Here is a 16,731-nt window from a genome sequence, read left to right on the forward strand (position 1 = left end):
CACATTGGTGATTCTATGCATCAACCCGAAGCCGCAACCGATTGGGCCGACTCCACCTTTTCCAACGCCGCCGCCACCGCATCGAAGACGAGCAGGGTCGACATATGTCGCGCCGGATAATCCCTGACCGGCTCAAGATATTTGAGGTCTTCCCACCTGCCGCCCGGCGGCGCACCCTCGGCCTTGAGCATGTCATGCATGGTCTGCCGCAGGGCAAGGAACTCCGCGACCGGCGTGCCTACAACCTCGCGCGCCACCACCGCAGCCGAGGTTTGCCCCAACGCGCATGCGGAAATGTCGTGGCCATAGTCCACGATCACGCCATCTTTGACGACAAGATCGACCTCGATGACGGAGCCGCAAACCCTGCTGACTTTCCTGGCCGAAGCGTCAGGCTGGTCCAGCCGCCCGGGCTGCAGGGCATTGCCCGCCAAATCGAGTATCTTTTCGGAATAGAGATCGCTTAGCTCCATAATCCCGACAATTCTGTTTCTTGTTCCGGTCTCGTTCCCCTTCTATATAGGAGGTCTCCATTCGAGTGTCAGGAGTTTGTGCTCCTGTCGAAATCTGACACGTCGTTCGTCGCGTAATGAGAAGCGGTCGCAGCGCAAGGAGCCGAACCCCATGGATGCACGAGTTAAGCCACTGACGGTCACGCCCGCCAGCGCCCCCGTGAATCGCCCCAGCCGCGAGGAGGCCGAGGCCGCCGTGCGCACGCTCATCGCATGGGCCGGCGATGATCCGACCCGCGAGGGTCTGTTGGAAACCCCGGCGCGCGTCACCAAGGCCTATGGCGAACTATTCGCGGGCTACGATCAGAACGCCGGCACGGTTCTGGCCAAAACCTTCAAGGAAGTGGGCGGCTATGACGATCTGGTGCTGGTAAAGGGCATTCCCTTTTACGCCCATTGCGAACACCACATGGTGCCCTTCTTCGGCCAGGCCCATATCGCCTATCTGCCGCATGATGGCGTGGTCGGGCTCTCCAAGCTGGCGCGACTGGTGGAAGTCTATGCCCGTCGCCTGCAGACGCAGGAAACCATGACCGCCCAGATCATCGATGCCATCAACGAAAATCTGGGGCCTCGTGGCGCCGCCGTGATGTTGGAAGCCGAGCATATGTGCATGACCATGCGCGGCGTGAAGGCTCACGACGTCAAGACCGTCACCCATCGCTTCACTGGCGTCTTTGCCGAGGATCGCGCCGAGCAAGACCGGTTCTTTGCCATGGTCGGGCAGCGCTAGGTCGATATAGGCGCTTGCCCGCAAGGACAAGCGCGATCAAATGCGCCCGTCCTCGATATGGCATAGACTACTCGTCTCAAACGGGTCTGTGCCATGTCAGTTGTTTCAAAAATGCTCTGGGTCCTGGAAAGCCGCTCACGCGAGCCCCTGGGCCTGGACGAATTGGCTGCTGTCACCGGCAAGTCGCCAAGCTATCTCTCCCGCGTCTTTCCCCTGGTCACCGGCTATTCGGTCACCGCCTATCTCCGGGCGCGGCGGCTAAGCGATGCGGCACGCCGATTGGCCGAAGGCGCGCCCGACATCCTGTCGGTCGCTCTGGAAGCCGGCTACGGCTCGCATGAGGCATTCACACGCGCTTTTCGCGATCAGTTCGGCATCACGCCGCAAATGGTTCGTCAGCAGCGCAGTCTCAATGGGATTACCCTAGTGGAGCCTCTTAGAATGGATATTGCAGCCCCCGTCTCCATCAAGCCGCCACGGTTTGAAAATCGCCCCGAAATGATCTTTGCCGGCATTGCCGAGCAGCACCAGATGAACAATCCGGCCGGTCTGCCCGCCCAGTGGCAGCGCTTTCAGCCCTATATCGGCAATATAGACGGAGCCATCGCCGGCGCCGCCTATGGCCTTGTCGGTGAGATCGCCGACAACCGGTTCGACTACGTCGTTGCCGTCGAGATGCGTGCCGGAGCCGAAATCCCGACCGATCTAGAGCGCGTCTCGGTGCCGGCGATGAAATGGGCGCGTTTCAGCCATGGCGGCGACCTCTCGACTCTGCGCCAGAGCATTGGTGCCGCCGAGCAATGGCTAAGCGAAAACGGCCATGAGGCCAGCGAGGCCAATTTCAGCTTCCTTGAATATTACGGCCCCGGCTTCGACGCCCGGACGGGAAGCGGCGATATCGAGGTCTGGTTCGGCCTCAAGGCCTGAGACCTTTCAATCCGCCATGATGCGCGCTAGAGCCTTTTGGACACATTCGAGCCCAGGTGCGCATCATGGCCATCTTTTCCGACCCTGCAACGCTGGACCACGAAACGCTGGAAGAAGGCGCGACCTTCGCCCCGCGTTTCGACGCCCATGGGCTGATCACCGTTGTCACCATCGAGAATGGCAGCAATGACATCCTCATGGTCGCCCATATGAATGCCGAAACCCTCAAGCTGACGCTCGACACCGGCATCGCCCATTATTGGTCCCGCTCGCGCAAGGCCATCTGGAAAAAGGGCGAGACCTCGGGTGAGCTTCAGGAAGTGGTCGAAATGCGCACCGATTGCGATCAGGACTGTCTGGTCATGACCGTGCGGCAGACCGGCCGCGGCGCCGCCTGCCATACCGGCCGCAAAAGCTGCTTTTATCGTCGCATCACCATCGACAATGGCGAAACACGGTTGGAGGACACCGGCCTGCCCCGCCTGTTCGACCCCAAAACCGTCTATGGCGGCTAGCTCTTCCGCTCGAAAAACGGCACCAGGAAGAACCCGGCGGCAAAGCCGCCCAGATGGGCCTGCCAGGCAATCGAGAGCGAATTGCCGGTCAACAAGGGCACCAGAGGCACCGCGGCGTTGAGCGCCAGCCAGATGAGCGTGAAATAGCGCGACTGGGGCCGGATAAACACCTCGCGCATTGAGGCCAGCCGCCGCCCCAGAACGACACGCTCTCCCGTTTCGGGATGCTTGGCGATCAATACCGGCTGGAACATGAAGCGAATGGCCGCGCCTGTCAGCCCGGCCACGCCACCAGAGGCGCCGATCAGATAGACCTGGCTGTAAAGCGTCGTCGCCGCGAACAGCGCCGCCCCGGCAAAAGCCGAGATAAGGAACAGCACCAGCATCGGCACGGCCCCATAGCGCCGGGCCACCGGAGTTGCGAAAATGACCAGCCAGGCCGCATTGATCAGCAGGTGATCCCAGCCCGCATGGAGGAAGGCATGGCTGAAGGGTGTCCAGATCAGCGGAATGGCAATGCCCGGCTCCACCCCCGCCAGGACGATCCTGTAGGGGTGGAAAGCAAACCACAGCAGCAACTCCAACTGCCCGTCAGGATTAAGAATCAAGGTTGACGCCAGATGAACGGCCACCAGCACGCCGACCAGCGCGGTCACGGCGCCCGGCAGCAGGAAGACTGGTTCGCGCCCCTGAGGTCCCCCGGAAACGGGCATTTGCCCCTTTTCACTCATCCATGAAGTCCCCAGGCACAAGCAGACCGCCTGCCTGCTTCAGTTTTTCCACATTTGGCCACAGACGTTAACCTTAACTATTCTTTAAGCGCGCCTTTGGCGCTGCATTTTGCGATTGTCGGATAGCGCGGCGGGCCTCCTTAAGAGGACGCCTCAACGCCTCCAAATGCGGGTCCGAACGATGCAGATGCCGAGCACCAAGACACTCTATACATATTGGAACACGATTCGGGGTTCCCGTAGCGCTCCGGACCGCCGCGATATCGACCCCACGCGCATTCGTGAGGCTCTGGCCAACACCTTCATTCTGGAGCTGGACGAGAGCGACAAGTTTTCGTTCCGCCTGGCCGGTTCGCATTTGTGCACCAGCTATTGCCGGGAGTTGAAGGGCCGGTCCTTCTCCGCGCTCTGGCACGATCGCGATGGCGACGCAATGGACACGCTTATTCGCGCGGTCACCGAGGACCATGCGGTCGCACTGGTCACCTTCCAGGGGACAACGGCACTCCACACCAAGGTGAGTTTCGAAACCATCCTGATGCCGCTGCGGCACAATGGCTCGACCCATACCCGCATTCTGGGCGCCATGTCGGCGCTCGAAGAGCCCTATTGGCTTGGCGTGCAGCCGATTGTCGAGCAGCGCATTACCGGCCTCCGCCTGATCTGGCCGGACGAAATTTCAGCCGAAGAGACCGCCCGGGATGTTTTGGCCAATGTGGTCAACGACACCGAATTCGCCCCCGCTGCGACCCCATCCGGCATGCCGACCACGGTCTATGGCCGCACGGCGCGCCGCTATGCGCATCTGGCGGTGATCGACGGCGGGCGCAACTAACGGCCACGCCGCTCGGGGGCGCCCCGCATTCCCCGCTCGCGCCGGACGGCTGCAAGCATTTCCTCGCCAAATCCAAATCAGTCCGGCATCGTCGCCAAATGCCAGATAAATCAGGTCGGCTTTGATCTTTCTGATCGCCCCTAATTCTCATCAAGCGTTAACCAAGAACAGCTAACGTTGCTGTGGTTTTCCCCAGTGCGTGGAACAGGTTGACGCATGCTCAGTGACGACATTTCTGCTCCACAGACCCTCCCCGGCCTGCATACCAATGCGGGCGAGAGGCGTTTTCAGCGCGTGAAAGTGTCGATTCTGGGTCGCTACATGCTCGCCGATCGTCGCGAATTCCCCTGCCAGGTGCTGGCCATGTCGCCCGGCGATGCCGTGGTCATTGCCCCCGTTCCCGGCATTGTCGGCGAACGTATCATCGCCTATCTCGACCATCTGGGCCGTATCGAGGGCACCATCCTCTCCCAGGTCGATGGTGGTTTCGTCATGGATATTGCCGCTTCGCCCCGCAAGCGCGACAAGATGGCGGCCCAACTGACATGGCTGGCCAACAAGGATATCCTGAACCTTCCCGAAGACCGGCGCCACGAACGCGTTGTGCCCGATATTCGTCACTCGACGGTCGTTCTCGATGACGGCCGCCGCTACAATTGCAAGATCATCGATATCTCGCTCTCCGGCGCCGCTGTCGAACTCGATGTGCGCCCGGCCATGGGCACGCCGATTACGCTGGGCCGCATGCGCGCCCGTGTCGTCCGCCACTTCCAGAACGGCGTGGCCGTCGAATTCGTGGCTGCCCAGGAAATGCTCACCGTGGTGCAGCAGAACCTGCGCATGAACTAGGGCCAGCGCCCCCAGCCTCCATTGCGGACAGCGCCAATGCCCGGTCGGGGCGGGCACGCCGCCGTCCAAACATGGTCAACAAATCCCTACAAGCATCGATAAAACACGCATAAAAACTGCGTGGCACTTTTCGGATCGGGGCAATGGGACGGCCCTAGTGTGATCTCCATCAGGGAGATTACACCATGGCTTTCAACAAGAAGGGACTGCTGACAGGGCTGCTGATTGCTCTGTTCGCAATTGCCCCGGCTGCACCAAGCGCGGCACTCGACCTCACCAATATTGCCTTCATCCAGACCCATGCGGGCACGACGTCCATACCGGTGGGGCACCTTGAATTCTGCAAGTCCAATCCCGGTGAATGCCGCGCCTATGACCGCGTGGTGCCAGCCACTATCCTGGATGACCACAACTGGCAGCAGCTGGTCTCCGTCAACGCCTATTACAACCAGAATGTCGTGCCGGTCACCGACCAGGACCTCTACAAGGTCGCCGAGTTCTGGACCTATCCCAATGGCTATGGCGATTGCGAAGACTTTGCCCTCGCCAAGCGCCGCGACCTGATCAATTCCGGCTGGCACCCGAGCACGCTGATGATTGCAGTGGTCAAGGAGAGCAATGGCGACGGCCACGCTGTGTTGCTGGCCCGCACCGACCGCGGCGACCTGGTGCTCGACAACCAGGACGGTACCATTCGCCTCTGGAGCGACACGCCCTACAAATACATCAAGCGCCAGTCACAGGCCAATGCCGGCCAGTGGGTCGACATGATCGACGATCGCGTTCTGGTCGTCGCCGCCAACAATTAAGAGTTTCCGGACCCCGCCCCAAAGCCTATCCCTGATAGGGGTCTGAAGAGCAAGGCCGGCTGCGCGAAAGCACAGCCGGCCTTGCTGTTTCCGGCTGTTGCCGCGCCCTAGTAGCGCAGGGCCACATAGACGCTCATGAACAACAGGCCCGTAATGAAGGCCCAGCCGAACGCCACCAGTGCCGAAATCAGTACCGAGGGCATCGAGATGGTGCCGTCTTCTTCATGGCTCCAGCCGACCTGGAGCAGAATATACGGGCCGCAAACAAAGCTCATGACCAGATTGCCGAGCGAGGCCAGGTAGGACGCCCCGTCCCAGCGCAGCATCGCCTGTTGCCTGGTGACCCATTGATACAAATGAGTGCCGGCACCGGCCGTACACAGCCCCACCCCGATGATGAATGCCGCAAGCAGAAGTTCCCTGGCCATGCCCGTCCCCGTACCTATGCTGCAGATATTTACCTTTTGTTAAGCATATTGCTCGCCCTAATGGCTGTCACCCCGAAGCGAGAATTCTGGTTAATTTCCACCATGGCGGCCCCTCACTCCCCTGCGAACGCTGCCCCAGGCGGGAAAAGCCACCTCGCCTATAATCTGGCCGGCATTGCCGTTCTGGTGCTGCTGCTTGCCGTTGGGCTGGCCTATGCCATTGACGAACTCAATCGAACCAACCGCCGGCCGCCACCACAATTGGCAGACGCAAATCCCATCCTCCAGACCGTGGCCGGCCGCGAATTGCGCATTCCGCAGAACTGGTTTCGCTATGGCGAACACATCAAGCCCGGCTTTGTCAGCCAGGTTGATCTTGCCTTTGCGCTGCCATTGGAAGCGGATCAACCACCACTGCCGGTCGAGGTGACCTTGATGTCGAAAACCGGCACGCGCGCCAGCAGCGCCCTGCTCGACGCCGTCTACCTGCACCAGTTTGCCGATGACGTGGCGGGCGGCATTCCAGGGCTCGTCGGAAAGCCCCTGCTCGCGGCCGATGGATATGCGGGGGAAACAGTATGGTACGATCCGCTCTCGCCCGCACCCTTTGTCGCCAAATGCGCGACAGCGCCCGATCCAAGCAGGCCGGACCGATGCATCAGAACCATTCATCTGCCCAATGGGCTGGCCGCGGTTCTAAACTTCGACGCTCAGGCCCTTGCGGCCTGGAAGCAGTTCGACACCGAACTGGCCCTGTGGCTGGGCCAGATCGGCGCATTGGACGATTAGTCGATATCGTCCAGGTCGATATCCAGGATCGACATGGAAAACATGTAGGATTTGTCGCCATCTTCATCATCGAGATGGATCAGGCCGATGGACTCCTCGCCAATGAACACTTCAACGGAATCGTTCAGCTTGGCCCGCGGACGGACGTCGATATTGCGATTGTTGAAGGTGCGCTGCAGAAACTTCTGCAGCTTGATGATTTCGGGGTGGTTCACGGGAACACGTCCTGCTGATTGCGTTGAGCCGGCAATCTAGTGTCTAGACGGGCGCTGACAACCCCTGCTCACGGCAATTTAGCGGGAACAACCGGCCCGAGCGCCTTGCCCGAGGCTATTTTCCCTTATTGTGCACCAGCACCATTTGATCCATGACCAGGGCCGGCTGTGCACAACCGGCTTCACCGATCACCTTGGCTGGCACGCCTGCCACAGTGGTCCGCGACGGCACGTCCTTGAGCACGACCGAACCGGCGCCGACCCGGCTGCAATCGCCAACCTTGATATTGCCGAGCACCTTGGCGCCCGCCCCAATCAACACGCCGTTGCCGATCTTGGGATGACGGTCCTGATCGGCCTTGCCGGTGCCGCCCAGGGTCACGTTCTGCAGGATTGAGACATTGTCGCCCACCACCGCCGTTTCACCGATCACAAGGCCGGTGCCGTGATCGAGCATGATCCCCCGCCCCATGGGCACGGCCGGATTGATATCGACCTGGAAGACCTGGCTGGACCGGCTTTGCAGGTACAGCGCAAAGTCACGGCGCCCATCCCGATGCATGGCATGGGCGAAGCGGTGGGTCTGGATGGCCTGATAGCCCTTGAAATACAACAGCGGCTCGATAGCCCGGTGGCAGGCCGGGTCGCGCTCCAGGGTCGCGGCCAGATCGACCCGCGCCGCCTGGGCGATATCGGGGTGGTCCCGCAGCGTTTCAGCAAAGGCCTGGCGGATCATGTCGGCCGAAACATCTTCATGATCGAGCCGCGTCGCCAGGCGATGCGCCAGCGCGTCTTCCAGCGTTTCGTGGTTCAGAACATTGGCGAGAACCAGATTGGCCAGAAACGGCTCATTGTCGAGCACCTGCTGCGCCCCGGCACGCACGGCTTCCCAAACCGGGTCCACAGTCTGGATCAGGGTCGACTTCTTGGGAATGCCGTTCATCGCGCGAGTCTCCGCTTCATCGATAAATGACGATATAAGGCAGATTGTTCCGTCAATCAAAGCCTAAGCTGGGTCATTGGTTCACGAGATCGGCAGATTGGGGGCATGCTTGCCCAAAAAGGCCAAGGCAGCAGCCTTGAACACTTTATCGCCCGTTGCCCGCATGTGGTCGCGCTTGGGGATGACGACAGCCTCGCCTTGCGGCAACAGCTCCGCCAGAGCGTCAGCGCCGCCCGCCATTTCGTCGGCCTCGCCCACAGCCACCAGGGACGGAACATCGATCCGCCGCACATCCGCGCGAGCCATGGGTTGGCGCGACGTTTCCATGCAGGCCGCCAACGCCTCCCGATCAGAGCCGGTATGGTCGGCGAAAATACGGAACTGCCGGGCGGTGGGATGTGTGAGATCGGACAAATCGGGCGCCCGCAATCCGGCAATAATGTCATTGCCGTCGGTCAGCCCATTGATCAGGTTCATGCCCATGCCGCCAAAAATCACCGCCGCAACCCGCTCGGGATGAGCAAAAGCCATAAAGGCGGTGATCCGCGCACCCATGGAATAGCCGAGGACCGCGGCCTTCTCGATCCCCAGATGATCGAGCAACGCAACAGCATCTTCTGCCATTTGCGCAGGCGAATAGAATTCGGGATCGTGCGGTTTGTCCGAAAGGCCATGCCCACGATTATCCAGAGTGATCGTCTGATAGCCGGCGCCGTTCAGCGTTTCCACCCAGCCTGTATCGACCCAATTGACCTTGCCGCTCGAGGCGAACCCGTGAATGAGCAGCACCGGAAAGCCTTCGCCGCTGACCTCATAGGCAAGCGACAGTCCCGATGTGGTGAAATGGGGCATGAAACATCCTCTTGTTGCCAGGCCGGGTTTTGCGGCTTCGGACTGCAAAATCAAGCACCCCTTTGCCCTTTTCTTGCCATGGGGGTTTGGATATGGTCGCGCCAAATCAAACACCATCCAGGTTTCCACAATGGCACACGGCTCGACCCCGCATTTTCACAATTCCGAAGGCCTGCGCAGCATCGAGATCGGCTCCAAGGAATTCCAGTGCGTCGGCGCCCTGCCCCCATTCGACCACCCGCATGTGTTCTTGGACATGGGCAAGGACGATGAAATCGTCTGCCCCTATTGCTCCACGCTCTACATCTACAAGGCCGAACTCGGCGACGGCCACGCCAATCCCCCCTCGGCCATTTTCAAGACCGAAGCCGCCTGAGCGTCATCATGCCCGCAACGGGCCGTAGCTATATTATTGCGGGTGCCGGTATTACCGGCATGACCATGGCGCTCGCTCTGGCCAAGTTCGGCGCCACGATCGTCTTGCTTGAGCGCAGTGCCACTATTCAGGAATTCGGGGCGGGCCTGCAGATCAGCCCGAATGCGCGCCGCATTCTGGATAGGCTTGGCCTAAGCGACGCGCTCGACCAGGTGAGCCTCGAGCCCGAGGCCCTCGACGTCTACCCCCAGGGCAGCCGGCGTCCGCTGATCAGTATGGAGCTGGGCGCCATTATGCGCGAACGGTTCGGCGCACCCTATGCCGTCATGCACCGAGCCGATTTGGCCGACGTGCTCTACAAAGCCTGCCGGCGCTTCGCCAATATCGATATCGTGTTTGGTGTGCGCGATTGGGACGTGGTCTCCCACGCGCGTGGGGTCACCGTCGCCGTGGATGAGGCCAATGGACAGAGCCGGACGGCAAGGGCGGCCGGCTTTATTGGCGCCGATGGCGTCCATTCCAAAACGCGGCTGGCAGCGCTCGATGGCCCGCCCGCCCAATTCCGCAACCGTATCGCCTGGCGCCGTCTTGTGCCTTTTGACGCCGTCGCCGATGAGATCGCACCGGACCGGGTGTCGGTCTTTTTCGGCAGCGGCTTCCACCTTGTCTGCTACCCCCTGCCGCACCGGCGCCAGGTCAATCTCGCCTTGTTCATGCCAGGCCAGATGCCCAAGGACGGCGCCCAGCCGAAACCAGTCGATCCTGGACCAAAGGCAGGCGCCATCCTGGCGGCGGAGGGCGATGAATGGACACCCTGGCCGATGTACACGGTCGAAACGCCCCTCTGGCACCAGGGAAATATCGGCCTTGCCGGCGACGCCGCCCACGCCATGGTGCCATTCCAGGCCCAGGGCGCAGCCATGGGCATAGAGGACGCAGCCACCCTTGCTCCACTGCTGGCGGGAACCGAAACCGCCGAAGCCGCCTTTTCCCGCTATGCCGAAATGCGTAAGCCGCGCGCCAGCCGCGTTGCCGCGCTTTCGGCTGAAAATGGCCGTATCTTCCATATGCCCTGGCCGCTGAGCCTGGCCCGGGACACGGTTATGCGCCTACAGGGGCCCCGGGCGCACCTGAACCGGCTCGACTGGATTTACGCCCATGACCTGGGGGACACTTCCCCGTCATAGCCGGCCCGGCCTTGCCTTGACGGTACGTGCCGTGTCAATTGCGTCGCACCATTCCGGTGGAACAAACAAGAAGGCAACACCCACCGCATGCAAGCTGCGATCCGTTCCCGTCTGACACTGACCTGCATTCTGATCACCATTCTGATCGACATGATCGGGGTGGGAATCATCGTTCCGGTGCTGCCCGAGCTGCTCGAAGATCTGACCGGCGGCAGCGTCGCTGAAGCGGCGGTCATCGGCGGCTATCTCGTGTTTGCCTACGCTTTCATGCAATTCGTCTTTTCCCCGGTCCTGGGCAATCTCTCCGATAGGTTCGGGCGGCGCCCGGTGCTGCTGCTATCGCTGCTCGGGCTGACCTTCGACTACCTGATGATGTCGATCGCCCCCTTCGTGTGGTATCTGTTTGTTGGCCGGATCATTGCCGGTATTGCCGGCGCTGCCCTGGCAACCGCCACCGCCTATATGGCCGACATCACCCCGCCGCATAAGCGCACCCACAGATTCGGCCTGATCGGCGCGGCCTTTGGCCTGGGCTTCATCATCGGGCCGGTCATTGGCGGCGAACTGGGCGAAATCGGCCCGCGCGTGCCCTTCTTTGCCGCCGCGGCCCTGGCCTTCGGCAACTTCCTGTTCGGCCTGCTGGTCCTGCCCGAAAGCCTTCCCAAGTCCTCGCGACGCAAATTCGACATTCGCCGCGCCAATCCGCTTGGTGCTGTGCTCGCCCTGAAAAAATACCCGTCGGTCCTGTGGCTGCTGGCAGTGCTGTTTTTCTTCCAGCTTTCGGCCCAGGCGCTGCCGACGGTGTTCAGCTATTTCACCGTCGAGATGTTCCAGTTCAGCTCTTCGACCATTGGCCGGACGCTGGGCGCCTTTGGCCTGGGCTTTGCCATAAGCCAGGCCGTGCTTGCCGGACCACTCTCGCGTGGCATTGGCGAACCGGCGGTCGCCATGATCGGGCTTCTGGCCGCCGTGGCCGCCTTTGCTGGCGTCGCCATGTCTGCCGACGAATATATGCTCTATCTGTTCATTCTCGTGGGCACGGTCAGCGGCCTCGCGCCGCCGGCCATCAATGGCGTTCTCTCCCGCCAGGTGCCCGACAACAGCCAGGGCGAGCTGCAGGGTGCCGTCAATGCCGCCAGCTCCCTTGCCACCATCATTGGGCCCCTGGCCGCCACGCAGATCTTCTCCTATTTCACTACCAAGCCCGGATCGGCCGGATATTTCCCCGGTGCGCCATTCGTCGCGGCCAGCGCCAGCGTGTTCATGGCACTTATTGTCTTTGCCATCGCGGCGTGGCGGTTCGAACTCGGGCGCCGGCCCAGCGTGGCCGACCATCCCCACGCCCCCGAAATCCCGCCGCCCGGCCAAGTGCGGGTGGCACCGCTGGAAGGTGACGATGACCTTGATAATCCGAACGGCAACTGATGCGGACTGGCCCTCGATCTGGGCCATAATCGAACCGATCATGCGCGAGGGCGAAACATTTTCCCTGCCGCGCGATGGAGACGAGGCCACCGCCCGTGCCTATTTTGCTTCTCCCGAAAAGGTCAACTTCGTTGCCGAGGACGATGGGGAGATCCTGGGCGCCAGTTATGTGCGCGCAAACCAGCAGGGTGGCGGGAGCCATATCGCCAATTGCGGCTATATGACCGCGCCGGCCGCCCGCGGCCGCGGCGTCGCCCGCCTACTATGCGCGCACTCCATCGATTATTGCCGGACGCAGGGCTTCAAGGGCATCCAGTTCAATTTCGTGGTCTCGACCAACAAGCCAGCCGTCCATCTCTGGCAGAGCCATGGCTTCGAAATTGTCGGCACCCTGCCTGGCGCATTCCTTCATCCGGTCCACGGCTACGTGGACAGCTATGTGATGTTCCGCGCACTCTGAACCCGCCGGCGGTCTATTGCGGGGCCTTCTCGCCGCGTGCCAACAGCCGCTTGGCAAGGGCATGATAGACCCCTTCCCGGCAAACCAGTTTCGACGTGAAACTGGCAATGAGCGCGCCCAGCATCACGGGAAAGATGAGAGCGTGATTGCCGGTCATCTCGGTGACGATCACGAAGGCGGTGATCGGAGCCTGCAGCACGGCGGCGAGATAGGCCGCCATGCACACAATGGTCAGCGCCGCGATGGGCACGGGCGCAATATCGGCAAACAGTTCGGCAATCCCAGCGCCCACGGCCAATGACGGCGAGAAAATGCCGCCGGGAATACCGCTGACGGAGGTCAGCAGCGTGGCCAGGAATTTGAGTGGCCCGAAGGCAATCGGCGCGCCCTCGCCGGCCATAATGGCCTTGGCGTGTTCCGCACTGGTGCCAAATACGCTGCCCTGGGTCAGCACGCCACACAGCGCCACACCCAGGCCGCATCCTGCCGCGAACAGAACCGGATTGGCCGCAATCCAGCGCCCGGCCCGCCCGGGCAATCCGTCGGTAAAGGCGATCAGCAAGCGGCTGAAAGCGCCACCAGCCAGCCCACATAGCGCTGTGATGGGAACGATCCATATCCATTCGGAAACGACCGAAAGAGCAATGTCGGAGCGGCCGAAATAGGTGTAGTCGCCAACCACCGCCAGGGGCACCAACCCGGCGACGATCACCGTTCCCAGCACCAATCCACTCGTGCGCAATTCGAACGAGCGACTCATCTCCTCGATCCCGAAGACCACACCGGCCAATGGCGCATTGAAGGCCGCGGCTACACCTGCCGCGCCACCCGCCAGCAGCAGCCCCGGCTGCCGATGCGGCGCAAAGCGGCCCAGCCAATACATGATGCTGGCGCCCACCTGCACGGTCGGCCCTTCGCGCCCGGCAGACGCCCCTGCAAACAGGCCGGCAGCCAGCAGCGCCATTTTGGCCACCGCGAGAACGGGCGATACCAAACCGCCCTTGCGTTTGAGGTCATTGAGCTGTCGCGCGGCAATCACCTGCGGAATGCCGCTACCCTGTGCCCCATCGAAGTACCGCTTTGTGAGCCAGGACAGGCCCGCAAAGCCAAGCGGCGTGACCAGCAGCGGCATATAGGGCCATTGCCGCTGCCAATGGGCGAAGGTGTCGATGGCGAAATCGGCCACGAAGGCCATGACCAGCGCCGCAATGCCGACGACCACACCGCCAACCAGGAAGAGCGCCCTGCGCCGAAGCCGCGGCAACCAGATCCGATGCCACCGCAAGTGCATGGATTGGCGGAAACTGCGCTCGGACATATCGACCCTTCGATCAAATGATTGAGCCGGAGACTGGCCCCGGCTCTTGATAACGGCAAAAGGTTATGAGGACTATTTGTCCAAAGTCGAAGGCCAGGTGCCGTGCAGGTCGGAGCCGCGACCTTCAATTTCGAAGCCGTGGGCGCCGAAGAAATCGCGCTGGCCCTGGATCAGGTTGGCTGTGCCCTGGGCCTGGCGATAGCTGTCGAAATAGCTCAGTGCTGCCGAAAGGCAGATCATGGGGAATTCACCCATGGCGGCGGCGGCCACGACCTTTCTCAGGCTCGGATGGCTGTCCTTCATGATCGCAACGAAATCGGGCACGACCAGAAGATTGGTATTGCCGCCCTTTTCGTAGGCCGACGACATCTGATCAAGGAAACGCGACCGGATGATACAGCCGGCGCGCCAGATCTTGGCGATGGTGGCCAGCGGCAACCCCCAGCCATTTTCTTCCGAAGCCTTGGCGATGACCGCAAAGCCCTGGGCATAGGAAACGATCTTGCCGGCCAGCAACGCCTTTTCGAGATCGGCCAGGGTGACATCGGTCTTGGCGCGGTTCGGTTTGCCGTAAATGCCTTCGGCTGCGACGCGCTCGGCCTTGCGCGAGGAGATCGAGCGGGCGGCAACGGCGCCCTCGATGGCGGTGGCTGGCACGCCCATCTGCTGGGCGGCGATGGCGGACCAGACACCGGTGCCCTTCTGGCCGGCTTTGTCCAGAATCAACTCAACCAGCGGCTTGCCGGTCTGTTCATCAACGGCATCCAGGACATGGCCGGTGATCTCGATGAGGTAGGAATTGAGCGGACCCTTGTTCCACTCCTTGAAGACATCCGCGCATTCCTTGGGCGACATCCCCAGGCCATCGCGCATCACGCCATAGACTTCGGCGATCATCTGCATGTCGCCATATTCGATGCCATTGTGGATGGTCTTGACGAAATGGCCGGCACCACCTTCGCCCAGATAGGCGCAGCAGCTCTCGCCATTGAACTTGGCGGCAATGGCGGTCAGCACCGCCTCGGCATTGTGCCACTGCTCTTTGGAGCCGCCGACCATGATGGAGGGACCATGGCGGGCCCCCTCTTCACCACCCGACACGCCAACACCGAGATAGCCGATATTCTTGGGCTTGAGATAGTCGAAGCGGCGCTGCGTATCGGTAAACAGCGAATTGCCGCATTCGATGATGGCGTCGCCCGGAGAAAGATGTGGCAGGAGCTGCTCGATCATGTCGTCCACCGGCTGGCCGGCCTTGACCATGATGATGATCGAGCGCGGCGCCTTCACGGCCTGCACGAATTCCGCCAAGTCGTATTTCGGGATGGTATTGCCATCCAGACCCTGTTCCTTGGCCTCAGCCACAAATTCGTCGATGCGTCCGGCCGAACGGTTGTGAACGGCAACAGTGTAGCCCTTCTCGGCGATGTTGAGCGCCAGATTGGAACCCATAACCGCCAGGCCGATAAGGCCGATATCTGCTGTCGACATACGAACAGTCCTTCCGAAAACGTCTTGTTATGCACCCCACGCATGGCGCGCGGCGGGAAATGACCACAATCCGGCTCGTGAAGAAAGAGCCGGCAGCGTATTTTTTGGCCAGAACGGCATTCTAGTATGGAAGATTTTGCCATCGTCGGGGCTCCCGGCCATAACCGAACCACGCGGGAGGAGCCGGGTCACCCGCTTCGCCAGCCGCACCACATGAATGCGGCAGTTACCGTCAGGTGCGCATCTGAGAAAATGCTGCCGCCTTCCGCCCCGGGCTCAGCCATGCGAAAGACCGGGCGGAAGGAAGCGTCTTTCCTTCCCAGCCGAAGGAGAAACCATGTCCCCGTTCAAATTTTCTCTCGCCCTGCTTGTGGCCGGTGCCCTGCCCTTCGCCCCGGCAATGGCACAAGGACCAGCCGCCGGCTTGACCGAAAATCCCAATGGCATCGCCGCGGTGGAATTCCTGGACACGATCTTCAATCAAAAGAAGGTAGCGGAGGCCTTCGCCTCTTATGTCGGAGACGACTATATCCAGCACAATCCCACAGTGCCGAGCGGGATTGAGGCGGCGGTACAGGGATTAAGCGGCTTTGTCGGCAGCGGCCCCGCCAACCCCTATGATTTCAAGCGCGTAATTGCCGAAGGCGATCTGGTGGCGGTGCACTCGCACGTACATCTGGTACCGGAGGGCCCGGGTTTCGCAGTCGTCGATATGTTCCGCGTCGACGAGAACGGCAAGATTGTCGAGCATTGGGACGTGGTGCAGGCGGTGCCGGAAACCGCGGCCAATGACAATACGATGTTCTAGCCCGCCAACCCTTACGCATGGGGTGGGGGTAAAGCCCCGCCTTATGCCGACTGACCGCCGGCCCTCAGAGCGTCCCGCACATCAGTGCCATGCTCGGCAAAGGCCTTGAAATCCTCCGCATATTTCTGGCTTTGCTTCCTGAACATGCCCGGCATCAGGAAGGCCATCACCTTCATCACCAGGCTCTTCATCTCGAATACATTGTGGCTTTCCCAGAGCGTGCGGTCCGGGCCCAGTTCGGAAAAACGGTTCTCGACGACGTTGTGTACCCCCTCGACATCATAAGTGCCATCAAAGGCATCGGGCAGATCGCGGCGCGTAATGGTCTCGATCATTTCCAGGCGTCTACTGCCCATGAGATAAACCAGCTTCGATTTGGCGCCGACTTGACCCGGTTCGCCCGATAGGTGCTCGAAGCTTTGCAGACCTTTCTGCCATTTGGGCATATTGTCCGCATTGTCGAACAGCTCGATGACCTTATCGCGCGGCAAGTCGATAACAATCGTGGTGTCATATTCCAGTGCCATC

General features: G+C 61.2%; 21 protein-coding genes. 12 read left to right on the top strand and 9 right to left on the bottom strand.

Annotated features, from left to right (window positions below; translation table 11 throughout):
• Positions 1 to 20: 20 nt before the first annotated feature.
• The gene (locus tag V8Z65_RS09880) at positions 21 to 473 is read right to left on the bottom strand and encodes an iron-sulfur cluster assembly scaffold protein (RefSeq protein ID WP_338719529.1); all 453 of its coding nucleotides are present in this window, start codon (positions 471 to 473) and stop codon (positions 21 to 23) included.
• Positions 474 to 624: 151 nt separating this feature from the next.
• Between V8Z65_RS09880 and folE the strand changes: the two genes are divergently transcribed.
• The 3 genes from folE to hisI all read left to right on the top strand — a co-directional run bounded on the left by folE (position 625) and on the right by hisI (position 2,687).
• A complete protein-coding gene (gene folE / locus V8Z65_RS09885; RefSeq protein WP_338719531.1) occupies positions 625 to 1,245 on the top strand; it encodes a GTP cyclohydrolase I FolE in 621 nt (206 codons plus the stop codon).
• A 93-nt stretch (positions 1,246 to 1,338) separates the two neighbouring features.
• Complete coding sequence (locus V8Z65_RS09890; RefSeq protein ID WP_338719533.1) at positions 1,339 to 2,172, top strand: helix-turn-helix domain-containing protein; 834 nt, start codon at positions 1,339 to 1,341, stop codon at positions 2,170 to 2,172.
• Between the two features lie 65 nt (positions 2,173 to 2,237).
• Complete coding sequence (gene hisI / locus V8Z65_RS09895; RefSeq protein ID WP_338719535.1) at positions 2,238 to 2,687, top strand: phosphoribosyl-AMP cyclohydrolase; 450 nt, start codon at positions 2,238 to 2,240, stop codon at positions 2,685 to 2,687.
• Here the strand turns inward: hisI and V8Z65_RS09900 are convergent.
• Positions 2,684 to 3,400 (bottom strand): rhomboid family intramembrane serine protease, encoded by a 717-nt coding sequence (locus V8Z65_RS09900; RefSeq protein WP_338719537.1) that lies wholly within the window; start codon positions 3,398 to 3,400, stop codon positions 2,684 to 2,686. The two genes, hisI and V8Z65_RS09900, sit on opposite strands and share 4 nt — an antisense overlap.
• 205 nt (positions 3,401 to 3,605) lie before the next feature.
• Here V8Z65_RS09900 and V8Z65_RS09905 point away from each other — a divergent pair, with 205 nt between their 5' ends.
• From V8Z65_RS09905 to V8Z65_RS09915, 3 genes are all read left to right on the top strand, one after another.
• Positions 3,606 to 4,253, top strand: coding sequence for a PAS domain-containing protein (locus tag V8Z65_RS09905; RefSeq protein ID WP_338719539.1), 648 nt, complete (start codon positions 3,606 to 3,608; stop codon positions 4,251 to 4,253).
• Positions 4,254 to 4,469: 216 nt separating this feature from the next.
• Complete coding sequence (locus V8Z65_RS09910; RefSeq protein WP_338719541.1) at positions 4,470 to 5,102, top strand: PilZ domain-containing protein; 633 nt, start codon at positions 4,470 to 4,472, stop codon at positions 5,100 to 5,102.
• A gap of 185 nt (positions 5,103 to 5,287) precedes the next feature.
• Entirely contained in the window at positions 5,288 to 5,911 is a 624-nt protein-coding gene (locus V8Z65_RS09915; protein WP_338719543.1) for a transglutaminase-like cysteine peptidase, read from the top strand.
• A 107-nt stretch (positions 5,912 to 6,018) separates the two neighbouring features.
• On the opposite strand, the gene V8Z65_RS09920 is transcribed toward V8Z65_RS09915, so the two are convergent.
• Positions 6,019 to 6,339, bottom strand: a complete 321-nt coding sequence (locus tag V8Z65_RS09920) for a hypothetical protein (protein WP_338719544.1) — start codon at positions 6,337 to 6,339, stop codon at positions 6,019 to 6,021.
• Between the two features lie 102 nt (positions 6,340 to 6,441).
• Between V8Z65_RS09920 and V8Z65_RS09925 the strand changes: the two genes are divergently transcribed.
• Positions 6,442 to 7,128, top strand: a complete 687-nt coding sequence (locus V8Z65_RS09925) for a hypothetical protein (RefSeq protein ID WP_338719546.1) — start codon at positions 6,442 to 6,444, stop codon at positions 7,126 to 7,128.
• Here the strand turns inward: V8Z65_RS09925 and V8Z65_RS09930 are convergent.
• The 3 genes from V8Z65_RS09930 to V8Z65_RS09940 all read right to left on the bottom strand — a co-directional run bounded on the left by V8Z65_RS09930 (position 7,125) and on the right by V8Z65_RS09940 (position 9,138).
• Entirely contained in the window at positions 7,125 to 7,343 is a 219-nt protein-coding gene (locus V8Z65_RS09930; RefSeq protein ID WP_220303588.1) for a DUF3126 family protein, read from the bottom strand. The genes V8Z65_RS09925 and V8Z65_RS09930 overlap by 4 nt on opposite strands.
• A gap of 115 nt (positions 7,344 to 7,458) precedes the next feature.
• Positions 7,459 to 8,286, bottom strand: coding sequence for a serine O-acetyltransferase (gene cysE / locus V8Z65_RS09935; protein WP_338719551.1), 828 nt, complete (start codon positions 8,284 to 8,286; stop codon positions 7,459 to 7,461).
• Between the two features lie 81 nt (positions 8,287 to 8,367).
• Positions 8,368 to 9,138, bottom strand: coding sequence for an alpha/beta hydrolase (locus V8Z65_RS09940; protein WP_338719553.1), 771 nt, complete (start codon positions 9,136 to 9,138; stop codon positions 8,368 to 8,370).
• Positions 9,139 to 9,268: 130 nt separating this feature from the next.
• Between V8Z65_RS09940 and V8Z65_RS09945 the strand changes: the two genes are divergently transcribed.
• The 4 genes from V8Z65_RS09945 (at position 9,269) to V8Z65_RS09960 (ending at position 12,586) form a co-directional block, all read left to right on the top strand.
• Positions 9,269 to 9,514: a zinc-finger domain-containing protein gene (locus V8Z65_RS09945; protein ID WP_338724001.1), complete on the top strand. Its 246-nt coding sequence runs from the start codon at positions 9,269 to 9,271 to the stop codon at positions 9,512 to 9,514.
• An 8-nt stretch (positions 9,515 to 9,522) separates the two neighbouring features.
• Positions 9,523 to 10,701, top strand: a complete 1,179-nt coding sequence (locus V8Z65_RS09950; protein ID WP_338719555.1) for an FAD-dependent monooxygenase — start codon at positions 9,523 to 9,525, stop codon at positions 10,699 to 10,701.
• A gap of 87 nt (positions 10,702 to 10,788) precedes the next feature.
• Positions 10,789 to 12,126: a TCR/Tet family MFS transporter gene (locus tag V8Z65_RS09955; RefSeq protein WP_338719557.1), complete on the top strand. Its 1,338-nt coding sequence runs from the start codon at positions 10,789 to 10,791 to the stop codon at positions 12,124 to 12,126.
• Positions 12,104 to 12,586 (top strand): GNAT family N-acetyltransferase, encoded by a 483-nt coding sequence (locus V8Z65_RS09960; protein ID WP_338724002.1) that lies wholly within the window; start codon positions 12,104 to 12,106, stop codon positions 12,584 to 12,586. The genes V8Z65_RS09955 and V8Z65_RS09960 overlap by 23 nt, the downstream gene beginning before the upstream one ends.
• Before the next feature lie 13 nt (positions 12,587 to 12,599).
• On the opposite strand, the gene V8Z65_RS09965 is transcribed toward V8Z65_RS09960, so the two are convergent.
• Both V8Z65_RS09965 and gndA read right to left on the bottom strand, forming a co-directional pair.
• Positions 12,600 to 13,904, bottom strand: coding sequence for a chloride channel protein (locus V8Z65_RS09965; protein WP_338719559.1), 1,305 nt, complete (start codon positions 13,902 to 13,904; stop codon positions 12,600 to 12,602).
• Positions 13,905 to 13,976: 72 nt separating this feature from the next.
• Positions 13,977 to 15,395, bottom strand: coding sequence for an NADP-dependent phosphogluconate dehydrogenase (gene gndA / locus V8Z65_RS09970; protein ID WP_338719561.1), 1,419 nt, complete (start codon positions 15,393 to 15,395; stop codon positions 13,977 to 13,979).
• A 337-nt stretch (positions 15,396 to 15,732) separates the two neighbouring features.
• Between gndA and V8Z65_RS09975 the strand changes: the two genes are divergently transcribed.
• Positions 15,733 to 16,203 (top strand): nuclear transport factor 2 family protein, encoded by a 471-nt coding sequence (locus V8Z65_RS09975; RefSeq protein WP_338719563.1) that lies wholly within the window; start codon positions 15,733 to 15,735, stop codon positions 16,201 to 16,203.
• A gap of 41 nt (positions 16,204 to 16,244) precedes the next feature.
• Here the strand turns inward: V8Z65_RS09975 and V8Z65_RS09980 are convergent, their stop codons facing one another.
• Positions 16,245 to 16,730, bottom strand: coding sequence for an SRPBCC family protein (locus V8Z65_RS09980; protein WP_338719565.1), 486 nt, complete (start codon positions 16,728 to 16,730; stop codon positions 16,245 to 16,247).
• Between the last annotated feature and the right edge of the window lies 1 nt (position 16,731).

The organism is Devosia sp. XK-2 (assembly GCF_037113415.1).
Lineage (GTDB): Bacteria > Pseudomonadota > Alphaproteobacteria > Rhizobiales > Devosiaceae > Devosia.